Annotated in this window: 13 protein-coding genes; 7 read left to right on the forward strand and 6 right to left on the reverse strand. The window is 71.7% G+C overall.

The genetic code is table 11. The features are described from left to right. Window positions 1–6 precede the first annotated feature (6 nt). The 4 genes from AB0B72_RS24790 to AB0B72_RS24805 form a co-directional block, all read right to left on the reverse strand. Window positions 7–468, reverse strand: a complete 462-nt coding sequence (locus AB0B72_RS24790) for an HPP family protein (protein ID WP_367741310.1) — start codon at window positions 466–468, stop codon at window positions 7–9. Continuing rightward, on the reverse strand, window positions 465–1,334 hold the full coding sequence (locus AB0B72_RS24795; RefSeq protein WP_367741311.1) for a universal stress protein: 870 nt from the start codon (window positions 1,332–1,334) through the stop codon (window positions 465–467). Before AB0B72_RS24795 ends, AB0B72_RS24790 begins: the two co-directional genes overlap by 4 nt. A 159-nt stretch (window positions 1,335–1,493) precedes the next feature. After that, on the reverse strand, window positions 1,494–1,706 hold the full coding sequence (locus tag AB0B72_RS24800) for a hypothetical protein (protein ID WP_367741312.1): 213 nt from the start codon (window positions 1,704–1,706) through the stop codon (window positions 1,494–1,496). A 125-nt stretch (window positions 1,707–1,831) separates the two neighbouring features. Continuing rightward, a complete protein-coding gene (locus AB0B72_RS24805; RefSeq protein WP_367741313.1) occupies window positions 1,832–2,347 on the reverse strand; it encodes a flavodoxin family protein in 516 nt (171 codons plus the stop codon). 308 nt (window positions 2,348–2,655) lie between these two features. On the opposite strand from AB0B72_RS24805, the gene AB0B72_RS24810 reads away from it, so the two are divergent. The 3 genes from AB0B72_RS24810 to AB0B72_RS24820 all read left to right on the forward strand — a co-directional run bounded on the left by AB0B72_RS24810 (window position 2,656) and on the right by AB0B72_RS24820 (window position 5,723). Further along, complete coding sequence (locus AB0B72_RS24810; RefSeq protein ID WP_367741314.1) at window positions 2,656–3,747, forward strand: DUF4389 domain-containing protein; 1,092 nt, start codon at window positions 2,656–2,658, stop codon at window positions 3,745–3,747. A 101-nt stretch (window positions 3,748–3,848) separates the two neighbouring features. After that, a complete protein-coding gene (locus AB0B72_RS24815; RefSeq protein WP_367741315.1) occupies window positions 3,849–4,748 on the forward strand; it encodes a helix-turn-helix domain-containing protein in 900 nt (299 codons plus the stop codon). 78 nt (window positions 4,749–4,826) lie between these two features. Beyond that, window positions 4,827–5,723 carry an MBL fold metallo-hydrolase gene (locus AB0B72_RS24820; RefSeq protein WP_367741316.1) on the forward strand — a complete coding sequence of 299 codons (897 nt, stop codon included), beginning with the start codon at window positions 4,827–4,829 and terminating at the stop codon, window positions 5,721–5,723. Between the two features lie 56 nt (window positions 5,724–5,779). On the opposite strand, the gene AB0B72_RS24825 is transcribed toward AB0B72_RS24820, so the two are convergent. Continuing rightward, window positions 5,780–6,496, reverse strand: a complete 717-nt coding sequence (locus AB0B72_RS24825; protein ID WP_367741317.1) for a DUF998 domain-containing protein — start codon at window positions 6,494–6,496, stop codon at window positions 5,780–5,782. 89 nt (window positions 6,497–6,585) lie between these two features. Between AB0B72_RS24825 and AB0B72_RS24830 the strand changes: the two genes are divergently transcribed. Then, window positions 6,586–7,260: a TetR/AcrR family transcriptional regulator C-terminal domain-containing protein gene (locus tag AB0B72_RS24830; RefSeq protein WP_367741318.1), complete on the forward strand. Its 675-nt coding sequence runs from the start codon at window positions 6,586–6,588 to the stop codon at window positions 7,258–7,260. A gap of 74 nt (window positions 7,261–7,334) precedes the next feature. Here AB0B72_RS24830 and AB0B72_RS24835 read toward each other — a convergent pair whose 3' ends face one another. Continuing rightward, window positions 7,335–8,015, reverse strand: a complete 681-nt coding sequence (locus tag AB0B72_RS24835) for a DUF998 domain-containing protein (RefSeq protein WP_367741319.1) — start codon at window positions 8,013–8,015, stop codon at window positions 7,335–7,337. 253 nt (window positions 8,016–8,268) lie between these two features. Between AB0B72_RS24835 and AB0B72_RS24840 the strand changes: the two genes are divergently transcribed. From AB0B72_RS24840 to AB0B72_RS24850, 3 genes are all read left to right on the forward strand, one after another. After that, the gene (locus tag AB0B72_RS24840) at window positions 8,269–9,045 is read left to right on the forward strand and encodes an alpha/beta fold hydrolase (RefSeq protein ID WP_367741320.1); all 777 of its coding nucleotides are present in this window, start codon (window positions 8,269–8,271) and stop codon (window positions 9,043–9,045) included. Window positions 9,046–9,211: 166 nt separating this feature from the next. Beyond that, entirely contained in the window at window positions 9,212–12,016 is a 2,805-nt protein-coding gene (locus tag AB0B72_RS24845) for a LuxR C-terminal-related transcriptional regulator (protein ID WP_367741321.1), read from the forward strand. 104 nt (window positions 12,017–12,120) lie between these two features. Then, on the forward strand, window positions 12,121–12,270 hold the full coding sequence (locus tag AB0B72_RS24850) for a hypothetical protein (protein WP_367741323.1): 150 nt from the start codon (window positions 12,121–12,123) through the stop codon (window positions 12,268–12,270). Window positions 12,271–12,310: the final 40 nt, after the last annotated feature.

The following is a 12,310-nucleotide window of genomic DNA, read 5'->3' on the forward strand; positions in this document are numbered from 1 at the left end:
CGCGGGTCATCGGCCCAGGACGGGTTCGAGGCGGAACAGCGCCGGACCCACCTCTCCTTCGCCCGCCGCCTTCTTCACCCGCCCGGCCACCACGCGCAGCATGTCGACCACGGTGATCAGGCCGACGGTGCGTCCATGGCCGTCGACCACGGGGACCGCGTCCACGCCCGCGTCGAGCATGACGGACGCGACCACGTCCATCGGCCGGTCCAGGCCGACGCGGGGCAGGCGGCCGGCCTTGAGGAAGTCGCGGACCTCCCGGCGGGCGAGATCGGACAGCGCGCCCGACCAGCCCATGGCCAGGTCCTGGAAGGTCAGGATGCCGTGGAGGCGCCGGTGGTCGTCGACGACGGGGATGTGGTGGACGCCCGCACGCCGCATCAGTTCCCACGCCATGAGCGGCGACTCCTGCGGCGTCACGGTGACGACGATCCGGCTCATCACGTCGCCCGCGGTCAGAACGCTCATCGCTCCTCCTTCCCCGAGCGCACGACGGCGACCGGGCAGTGCGCCCGGTGCAGCAGTCCGTGCCCGACCGATCCGAGGAACGCGGCGCCCATCGGGCCGAGTCCCCGCGAGCCCACGACCACCAGGTCGGCGGTGCGCGACGCCTCGGCGAGGGCGTGGGTCGCGTGGCCGCAGACCGCCTCTTCTTCCACCAGGACGTCCGGGTGCTTGTCACGCCAGGGCGTGAGCTGCTCGCTGACGACGGCGGCTCGTTCGTCGAACACGCCTCGCAGCAGGTCGTTGTAGCCGGCCGCGAAGGGGTAGAACGCCGGCATCTGCCAGGCGTAGACCACCTTGAGCCGCGCGGACCGCCGCCCGGCCTCGGCGAACGCGTAGACCAGGGCCGCCTCCGCCCGCGGGCCGCCGTCGAACCCCACCACGATCTCGCCGTACGCGCGCCGCGCGGGCTCGCGGACCACGACGATCGGACCTGGCACGTGACCGGCGACGCCGAGGCTCACCGAGCCGAGGATCAGGCCGGCGAAGCCGCCCATGCCCCTGCTGCCGATCACCAGCTCGTCGGCGTCGACGGCCTCGTCCTTGAGTCGCTCGATCACGTCTCCGGATACCAGCCGGGTCGACACCTCGACTTCGGGAGCCCTCTCGCGGGCATGCCGCTCGGCCGCGGCGAGGACTCCCTCGCCGTACTGCTGGATCGCCGCGTCGAGTCCGTCCACGTCCTGCCATGCCTGGGTTCCGGCCAACGGCTCACGGACGTGCACGATCCTCAAGGTGGCATGGCCGCGAGCAGCGGCCTCAGCGGCGTACTCCGCGGCCGCCGTCGCCGGGACGGATCCGTCGACACCGACCACGATGTGTCCTGCCATCGTCTTCCCCTCCTTCGATGTGCCTCCTCCCATCGCAGCTCACGTGGGCGCCGCGCGCCGGTACCGAACGTCCCTGACACGTGGGACCTTCTGCTCCATCGTCGGCCGGGCAGGGCCGAGGGGCCCGATCGAGGGAGGGTCTCCGCCCCGGCGGATGCCTCAGTCGCAACGGCGTCCCCTCCACAGGTAGACGACCGGGCCGAAGGGCTGCACGAAGATCACCGGCCACCAAAGCGCCTTCGAACCGCGAACGGCCGCCTGTGGCCGGCACCAGAGATCCACCACGGCGGTGGCGGTGAGGGCCATCTCGGTCGAGGCGAGAATCAGGAACACGGTGCGCTGCCGGTCGGACAGCGCCTTCCATCTGGTCATCGTTGACCTCCTCATGTGTCGATCGGGGTCAGGTCCTCCCGCTCGCGGAGCTCGGCCGGCGATCGCCGGGCAGACACGCGACGATGCCGGCCGGCGTGAAGGACGTGACGCCCGGTCTTCGCCCGTCAGGCGACTTGGGATGTGACGGCCTCGGCGAGGGCGCTCGCCCAATCGCGAGCCCGCACGCGTTCGCCGTCCTCCAGAGGGCCCTTGGTCCCCGTCACGTAGAAGCTCTCCGGCGGGCACGCCATGCGCAGGTGGCGCCGGCGCAGGATCTTGTGCATCCTCCGTGCGGCCGACCCTGACATGAACGCCACCCGGACCCGCGTGTCGAACGCCGCGGCCACGACGGGAGCGCTCACGCGCAGCGCGTCGAGCCACTCCCTGACGCCGTCGCCACGTGACACCAGCACGCCATCGGCCTGGTCGGCCGCCGACTTGCGGGTGCTCGCCCGGGACATGCCGAACGCGTGCGTGGGCCCGCCCACGACGAGCAGGCCGACGTCGTCCGCGAGATCGGCGGTGGCGGCGCCGACCTCCACGACCTCGACGGGCATGTGGGCCTTCAGCCCGGCCGCCACCTCCTCGGCGATCGTCCTGGTGTTGCCGAACATCGATTCGTACACGACGAGCGCGCGCATGAGCGCTCATCTCCTCTCACTGGGTCGACGGATCCTCATCGCGCCGCGTGGCGGGCACGACCACCACGGGACGTGGGACGCCGTGAGCCGCACGACCACGACGGTCATGGCTCTCACCTCCGAAGACGTCCAGTCTGCGCACCGGGGAGGCGCCCGGATCAGGGCCGGACGGCCCGCGGCGGGCGGCGAAGGTCCGGACGACATGAGGCCGATCGCCACCAGGGCCGGGCCGTTCGCCGCCTTAGCACGCGGCGCGCCAGGTGGTGCGCTGGAAGCAGCCGATTCCCGATGCCGGGAGGTTGAGAATCGTGCGGAACCATCCCGTACGTGTGGAGGGCCGGCTCGACACCCCGCTGAGCCGCGGCCTGTGGCTCGTCAAGTGGCTGCTGGCCCTGCCCCACTACCTGGTCGTCGCGCTGTTCGTCAGCGGCGGCGTGCTCGTCGGCGACCGGTACGCCCCGTCCTGGCAGTTCGACTTCGGCGGGCTCATCGGCCTCCTGGTCCTCATCGCCGCCGTCGCCCTGCTGTTCACCGGCCGCTACCCGCGGGGCATCTTCGACGTGGTGCTCGGCATGAACCGCTGGGCACTGCGCGTCGCCGCGTACGCGGCCCTCATGACCGACGCCTACCCGCCGTTCCGCTTCGACGCCGGCGAACGCGAACCGGCCACCGAGGGCGCCCCGCCGGTGGAGTCGCCGCACGCGCCCGCCAACCGCTGGACCGGCGGCGCGATCACGGCCGTCCTGTCGGGTTCCGTCCTGGCGCTGGCCGCGATCGGCACCCTGTTCGCCGGGATCGGTGCCGCCACGCTCAACGCCGCTCGTGGTCCCGACGGTTTCGTCTCCGTGAACGCCGGGCGCCTCACCACCGACGCGTACGCCATCACATCAGACGACGTGACCCTGACCGCGCAGGGCGTGCGCTTCCTGCACGACTCCCTCGGCCGGGTCCGCGTCATCGCACACGGCGACGAACCCCTCTTCATCGGCGTCGCCCCGTCGTCCGCGGCCGACGCCTACCTCGCGGACGTCGCCCACGACCAGGTGCGGCGACTCGACCGGAGCGCCGGCCCGCACTACTCGCGGTCCGCCGGGACCCGGGCACCCGCCGCGCCGCTCGGCCAGGCGTTCTGGACGGCCGAGTCGGACGGCGCCACCCTCGTCTGGAACGCCGAGCCCGGCCAGTGGACGGTCGTCCTCATGAACGCCGACGGCTCGCCCGGCGTCAGCGCCGACGTCGAGGCCGGCGCGATCGTGCCGGCGCTCGGCGGCATCGTCACGGGTCTTCTCACCCTGGCGGCGATCCTCGCGATGAGCGGCACCGGTCTCATCGTGCTCGGCCTGTACCTGGCCGCCCCGACGCGCACCCCCGCCCGCCCCTCGGTCACGACCGGTTCGTGAAGCCGCTCGTGGCCGACGGGTCCGGCCGGCGGTCCGCGTCGTTCTGCCTATCCCTGGCAAGGTGTGGCTGGGTCGCGAACCGGCCACGAATACTGTGAGCCATGGACACGAGACGACAGCTCGGCGAGTTCCTGCAGACCAGGCGCTCACAGCTGCGGCCCGAGGACGTGGGGGTCGCCACCTACGGCGACCGGCGCCGGGTCCCCGGGCTGCGCCGGGAGGAGCTGGCCCTGCTGGCCGGGGTGAGCGCGTCGTACTACTCGCGGCTGGAGCAGGGCCAGGCGTCCAACGCCTCGCCCGAGGTGCTGGACGCGCTGGCCGGCGCGCTGCGGCTGGACGACGCGGAACGCCGGCACCTGCACGAGCTGGCCTCCGGCGGCCGCCGCCGGGGCGCCGGGCGGCGGCCCGGGCCCGAACGGGTCAGCCCCGCGACGCGTCAGCTGATCGCGACGCTGGGCGACGTGCCCGTGGTGGTGCTCGGCCGGCGCGGCGACGTACTGGCCTGGAACACGCCGGGACACGCCCTGTACGCGGGTCATCTGGCCCCGGACAGTCCGGATGCACCGCGGCAGCGGCCCAACATGGCGCGACTGGTGTTTCTGGACGCACACACACGTGACCTGTACGCCGGCTGGGCCGCCAAGGCGCGTGCCGTGGTGGCGACCCTGCGGATGGTCTCCGGGCGCCACCCGGACGACCCGCTGCTGGCCGCGCTGCTCGGGGAGCTGACGGTCAAGAGCCCGGAGTTCGCCGCCATGTGGGCCGACCACCGGGTCAAGGCCGGCGGCGACGCGGTCTACGAGATGCGGCATCCGCTGGTGGGCACCATGCGGGTGACCCAGCAGACGCTGTGGACCGCCGACGACCAAACCGTGGTCGTCGCCACCACTGAGCCCGGTTCGCCCTCGCACGCCGCGATGACGCTGCTCGTTCACAGCGCGGCCGCCGGACGGGCCAGCGCCGCCCAGGACCACCAGCCCGACGCGCCGGCGCGGAAATGACCGGCTGACTCCCTCCCCTGCTTTCCCAGGCGCGCCGGCCACCCTGCCGCGCCGCTGACCTTTGGAGACACACACACCATGCATGAGATCAAGCTCGGCGACGTCACCGTCACCCGCGTCGAGGAGACACACGGCCCGATCATGCCCACCCGGGCGTTCTTCCCCACCATGCCGGACGAAGCCTGGCAAGAGCACCGCGACCTGCTCGTTCCCGACCACCTCGGCGCCGACGACGACATGGTGCACGTCGCCATGCAAACCTGGGTGCTGCGCAGCGAGGGCCGCGTCATCCTGATCGACACCGGCATCGGCAACGACAAGAACCGTCCCGCCGTCGAGCCCTGGCACCAGCAGCGGCTGGACTACCTCGACCGGCTCGCCGCGGCCGGAGTCCGGCCCGAAGACGTCGACCTGGTCGTCAACACACACCTGCACCTCGACCACGTCGGCTGGAACACCCGCCTGGTCGACGGCCAGTGGGTGCCGACCTTCCCGAACGCCGCCTATCTGATGCCGGCCGTCGACTTCCACCACTGGAACCCGGACAACAACCCGGGCATCTCCGGCAGCGTCAACGAGTACGCCTTCGAGGACAGCATCGCCCCGGTGCACGCCGCCGGACAGGCACTTCTGTGGGAGGGCACGCACACCATCGACGGGAACCTGCGCCTGGAGGCCGCACCCGGGCACACGCCGGGCCACTCCGTGATCAAGCTGGAGTCCGGTGGCGACCGGGCCCTGTTCGCCGGCGACATCATCCACACCCCGTTGCAGCTGCACCACCACGGCCATGACAGCTGCTTCTGCGAGAACCCGGCCCAGGCCCGTGCCACTCGGCGAGGCCTGCTCGACTGGGCCGCCGACACCACCGCCTTGGTACTGCCCGCGCACTTCAGCGGCCGATCGGCCCTGGAGATCGAGCGGCGTGCCGACTCCTATGCCGTCAAGCGGTGGGGCCCCTTCAGCCGGCACTGACCCGAACGGCCGCGGGCGACGCCACGCGGCGCGCGTCGCCACCTGCCGGTCCTCGCCTACCGGTTCGGCTTCACGCCGCCCGCGACCGGCGAGGGGGTTTCGCGCCGGGAGCCGGCGTGCTCACGCATGAGCCGCACGGCCAGCACGCCGAGCCAGGCGAAACCGATGGCCAGACTGATCCGCTGCCACACGCCGTGGTTATGGCCGGTCTGGGTGACGAAGTCGTACGTCGCGGCGCCCGCCATGAAGGTCGCCGGCACGAGAATGCCGGTGGCGATGCTGTACCACATCCATACTCGCGGCGCCGCCTCCCCCGCGAACCGGCGAGCCAGGACGAAACTGAGCGCGGCGAGCGAGAGGAAGACGGCGAAGGGCGCGTAGCCGTGAATCTGGCCGTGCACGGTGGGGTGCGCGGGCACCGTGCCGCCGACGGGATAGCCGGGCGACGGATCCATCGTGAACAGCCCGGCGACTATGAGCCCCGCGCCGCATACGGCGGCAAGGACGGGCGCGGCTCGCCGCCCTTTGCCGGTGGGCAGGACTCGCCGGAGGCCCGCTGCGAAAGCCAGCAGGCACACTCCCGTGACGAGGAAGTTGGTGACCTGGATCCAGCCCGAATCCCCGAGGCTGAGTTCGCTGACGAACCGGTCCTGCCACACGTAGCCGGCACGCAGGGCGCTCTCGACGAGCGCCACCACGACGAAGAGCGGGGCGGCCAGGCCGCCGGCCAGCAGGTACCTCGCGGTGATCGCGCGGTGATCGGTGTCCGACATGGAGTCTCCTTAGCGTTGCTAAATGCCTGTGTCATCACGGTAGCCTTAGCGTTGCTAAGTCGTCAATGGGGCGGGATCGGGAGGGCTTCGTGGATCGAACGACCATCGTCAACGCGGCGCTGGAGCTGCTGAACGAAGTGGGCCTGGAGGGGGTGACGGTGCGCCGGCTCGCCGCCGACCTGGGTGTGCAGAACCCGGCCCTCTACTGGCATTTCCCGAACAAGCAGGCACTTCTCGACGAGATGGCCCAGGTGTTGCAGGCGCGACAGGACTTCGGACCGCCGCACCCAGGCGAGTCCTGGCAGCTCTGGCTCACGAGGCGAGGCCGGGAGCGACGCCGGATCCTGCTGTCGCATCGGGACGGAGCCCGGCTGGTGGCCGGCACCCGCCCCGGGCCCGACCTGCTCCTGAGATTCGAGGCGGAACTCGCGGCCCTCGTCGCGAACGGGTTCACCGCGGCGCAGGCACTGCGGGCGATCGGGACACTCAGCCGCTACGTCAACGGATTCGTCCTCGACGAACAAGCGTTGCCGCGGCGCCGCGCCGAACCTGACGAACCCGCAGACAAGCAGCCGGTCAGTGATCAACCCGCGGACGTCTTCCAGGCCACCCCGACACTGGCGGCGGCCATCCGGGACAGCGGCGACAGCGACGAGACCTTCGAGGACGGCCTGCGGATCCTCATCGACGGAATTGCCGCCGGCCTCAAACGGCGCCAGGACGGCACGGGGCAGGACCCGGCGTCAGCAGCACCGGGACCGTGACAGGGACGCGCGAAAGCCCGGAAGCCGGCGTGCACCAACCGGCTTCCGGGCGACGCGGATGAGGGTTCGGACCCTCAGGCGCCGGCTCGTCGCAGGAGTACGGTGACGGCGGTCAGCCAGATCCAGCCGAGGCCGATCGCGACGGTGAAGGCGATGTTGATCGGGGCCTTGCCGGCGCCGGAAGCGATCCCGATGAAGGCGGCGAGGAAGAAGATGCCGGTGACACGGCTGGAGACGGCCCAGCCCCGCCGGCCGGTCCGGCCGAAGTAGCGGGCGATGACGAGGCAGGCGGCGACGAAACCGGCGAAGCCGATGCTGCCGCAGAGCAGGTGCAACAGGCCGTGCCAGCTCACCGGACCAGGGCCGGCGGGTGTGCCGGCCGGGAACCCGAAGGAGGGGTCGGCCCTGAAGACGGCGGCTCCGATGAGGCTCACGCCGTACAAGGCGATCAGACGCGGCGCCCACGTCCCGCCCGGCCGGCCGCGCAGGGCGCCGCGGACACCGGCCGCCGCGACGATGGTGAGCACACCGGTGAGCAGGAAGTTCGTGATCTGGATCCAGCCGAGGTCGCCGTTGCTCAACAGGCTGACGGCGTGCCGGCGAATGTCGAAGCCCTCACGGAGGACCGCCTGGGCCGTGGCGACGGCGATGTACAGGGGACCGGCCAGGGCGCCGTACCGCAGCAGGACGTGCGTGCCGTTCGAGGGTGCGGGGCGGACCGCCTGAGCCGGGGCGGCCGCATGGGTCTGGGTCATGGAATGCTCCTGTGTTCTGTTCGCCATGCCGGCCGGGACGATCGTCGGCCGGGGTCGTCGTCAGGGTGATCCGGGGTACGCCTTGAGCCTGCCTCGGCGCTCCACCTGGGACATCCGTGCCGAGCACGGAACCTTTCGCGCCCGCGGATCCCCCCGAAGGTCCGTGGCGATATCCGTGGTGACCACGGATGCCGGCGGTCGTGTGGAGGTTCAGGGTTGTGGCAAGCGGGTCGATGCCAAGGAGGCACCACACATGAACAAGACGATCTCAGCCGACGGAACCAGCATCGCCTTCGACCGGGTGGGACAGGGCCCGGCGCTCGTCCTCGTGGGCGGGGGGCCGATCGACCGGTCCGCCAACGACGCGCTGGTCGAGTTGCTGGCCGCGACCTTCACCGTCTACAACTACGACCGGCGCGGGCACGGTGACAGCGGCGACACCGCACCGTACGCGGTCAACCGGGAGTTCGAAGACCTCGAAGCGGTGATCGCGGAGGCTGACCAGCCGGTCTGCCTGTACGGCACGTCCGGTGGCGGCATGATCGCGCTGGAGGCGGCTGCCCGCGGTCTGCCGGTCGGCAGGCTGGCCGTGTGGGAGCCGCCGTACATCGTGGACGACAGCCGAGCGCCGGTGCCCGCGACATACCGGCGACAGCTGGCCGACCTGCTGGCCGAGGACCGTCGCGGCGACATGGTCGAACTGTTCCTCACGACAGCGGTGGGCATGCCGGCCGAGTTCGTCGCCCCGATGCGTGACATGCCGTTCTGGAAGGACAACGAGGCGGTCGCGCACACCCTGATCTACGACGCGATGATCACCGGCGACTTCTCCCTGCCCGCGAAGCGCATCGCGGCGGTGCCCGTGCCGACGCTGGTCCTCGACGGCGGGACCACGCCGTGGCTCACCGCTGCCGCGCGTGCCGTGGCGGACGTCGTCCCCGACGCGCGGCGCGTCACCCTGCCCGGTCAGCCCCATAACGTCGACGCGGCCGCGATAGCACCTGCGTTGGCCGAGTTCTTCGCCGCCTGAGCCGCCGGCGGACACCACCTCTGGTCCACCTCGACCACCGCCGGGCCGTCCCGGTCCGGGCACGGTTCAGGTACGCGACGCCACCGGGCGGAGGGCGCGGCACGCGGGTCCGCGCCCGGCGCGCGCCGCGGTGCCGCCGCCGGACGAGTTCAGCCATGATGATCCCGTGAAGAGGCCATATCCCACGGGCATAACCCGGCGTGAAGCCGAGATCCTCGACGCGCTCGCAGATCGGCTCCCGAACGCCGAGATAGCGGGCAACCTTCACCTCTCCGTGCGCACAGTGGAGAGCCACGTCTCGTCACTCCTACGCAAACTCGGCGCAAAGACCCGCCGCGACCTGGTGACTTTCGCCCAGCAGACCAGGACCGCGCGGGTCGAACCCGCGTCGGCGACCGGCCGGACGGCCGGACCGCCGCCGGCGGAGACCACCTTCATCGGGCGAGGTCGCGAACGTGCCGCCGTTCTCCGGTCGCTGGTCGACAAACGCCTGGTCACGCTCCTCGGCCCGGGCGGTGTCGGCAAGACCCGCCTGGCCGCGGTCATCGCGGAGGCCGCCGCACCATCGTTTCCGGCCGGCTGCGCGTTCGTCGACCTCGTCCCCGTCCGTGACGGTTTCGTCGCTCAGGCCGTTGCCGCGGCGTGCGGGGCGACCGAGCGTCCCGGCGAGGCCCTCGAAGATGTCGTCTTCGAGCGCCTTGGCCGGGAACGAATCCTCATGGTTCTGGACAACTGCGAGCACCTGCCCGATGCGGTGGCCGGCTTCGCCGAACGGATACTGGCAGCCTGTCCGGGACTACGGCTGCTCGCGACCAGCCGCGAACGCCTCGGGGTGGCCGGCGAGCAGGTGGTGGCTGTGGCGCCACTGCCGTTGGCGTCCGACGCCGAAGCGCTCTTCCGCGATCGGGCCGCGGCGGCCGATCCCGAGTTCACCGCCGATCCGGCGACCGTGACGGAAATCTGCGCCCGGCTCGACGGCATGCCGCTGGCGATCGAACTCGCCGCCGCCCGGATCGCCTCGCTCGGCGCGACCGGCCTGACCGCGGGACTGCAGGACACACTGCGGTTGCTGACGGGCGGGCGCGGCGGCGACGAGCGCCACCGCTCCCTCGGCGCCGTCATCGGCTGGAGCCACCAGCTGCTCACCGAAGAGGAGCAACGGCTGTTCCGCCGGCTGTCCATCTTCCTCGGCCCGTTCGACCTCGCCGGGGCCCAGGCGGTCGCCGGCGACCTCAGCCACGGCGCCGTCGCCGATGTCCTCGGCCACCTGGTCGACAAGAGCCTGATCGTCCACTTACGTGGAGACGTGAGCCGGTGGCGCATGCTGCAAACGGTAAGGGCGTTCGCCGCCGATCAGCTCGAGGCACGCGGCGAACGAGCCGACGTGCGCGAACGGCACCTGCGTTGGGCCGCGACGGCGGCTGCCGACCTGGAAGCGCGTCTGGGCGGTCAGTGGCGCTCGCAGTTCGATGCCGTCGCGGACGATCTGCGCGCGGCCGTGGCCGACGCACCGGCGGGTTGCGCACCGGTCGCGCACCGGCTGGCGCGCAGCCTGGGACACCTCAGTTATGCGCGGAGATTCCTGGCGGAGTCGTTGGCCCACTATCAGCTCGCGGCTGACCTCGCCCCGACTCCCCTCGACGCGGCCCGAGACCTGCGCAGCGCGGCGGAGTGCTCGCTGGACACCATTTCCGGGCTTCAGGTGTTCCGGCTGCTGCTGGCGTCGGCCGAACGCGCGGCGGCAGCGGGAGACGTGAACGGCCAGGCCGTCGCCACCGCCCGCGCGGTCGAGATGGCCGGCCGGTTCCCGGCGTCGTTTCCTGAGGACATCGCGCACCATCAGCTGCGCCATCTGCTCGACGACGCGATCGCCGTCGCGGACCCACGGCAACCGGTTGTCGCGGCCGCCGTCGCCGCCGCGGCGGCGTGGATCGCCAACGAGGACAAGTTCAACCCCGACCCCGCCCTGGCCGACGTCGCGGAGGCCGCCGCACGGGCCACAGGCGACCCCGTCCTCATCAGCGCCAGCCTCGACGCCGTCGGCACCGCCGCTTCCCTCGCGGGCCATCGCCGCAAAGCCCACCACCTGACTCGCCAACGCCTGGAACTCGTCGCCAGGATGGACCGCGACGACCCGCACTCAGCAGTCGAGATCATCGACGCTCTCCACGTCGCGACCACCGACGCGATCGCCGTCGGCGACCTTCGCGCGGCGTTGTCGGCCGCCAGGCTGATCCAGGACGACGACCTCATCGGCGACCACCCCTATCTGGGAGCCAGCCGGCTGATCCCCACGTTCGTACTGATCGGGGAGTTCGATCAGGCGCTGCGCAACGCCACCCGGATGTGGGACGGCTGGGAACGGCTCGGCCGTCCGGCTGCCGGCTGGCTCTCCCCCGCCGTCGCCTCAGTCGCCCTCGCATACGGGCTACGCGGCGACGTCGGGCGGTTCCGGTTGTGGCGCTCGCGGATCGATGAGGTCGCCGGTGCGGCCCACGCCGCCCAGGTCCGGCTGTCTTCGTTCGGCGCCTTTGTGGACGCGCGGGTGGCGATCGAGCTGCGTGATCCCGAGGGCGCCGCGGCGACGGTGCGGCGAGCGTCCGCCGATTTCCCCCGCGGACGCTACGAAGCCTACGCGCTTGCCGCAGGCGCCGAACTGGCTGTGCTCGCCGGGCTCCCGGACGCCGCCGAACGGCTGTCGGCCGCGACGGCCGCGACCACGGAGAACTACTGGGCCACCGCGTGCATAGCCCGCGCCGGCGGTCGCCTCCACGACGACCAGGACGCGCTCATCGAATCGGTCGACGGATGGGAACGCATCGGCGCCCGGTTCGAGCGCGCCTGTACGTTGCTCCTCATCCCTCATCGCGCCGCGGAAGGCCGCGCCGAACTCGCCGCTATGGGTGTGCCGGACAACACTCCTCACTCATCGAGGAGCAAGCCCGGCGGACATCCCAGCGCTCTGGCGTGAAGGCCGTTCGCCGGCGGGCCGTTCCTCGTCGTCGGTGCGGCGCAAGATCTGATCACGGGCGACGGCGGGATCGGGCCGGGGGTCGGCTGACGAATGACACCGCGATGCCGAGTCCGTCGCGTAGCCCGGTGCCGCCGTCGGTGAAGGACGGCCTGCCGGCTGTCGTCAGTGTGGTGGACGCCACCCGGCTGATCCCCGACGGACAGCGGATCCGCGTACACGGAAGCGACGGTTACGTCGAGATCCCGCCGTGACGACCGCCTCGGGCTGAGAATGCCGTGATGGACGAGCGGC

This window comes from Microbispora sp. NPDC049125, assembly GCF_040802045.1.
Lineage (GTDB): Bacteria > Actinomycetota > Actinomycetes > Streptosporangiales > Streptosporangiaceae > Microbispora.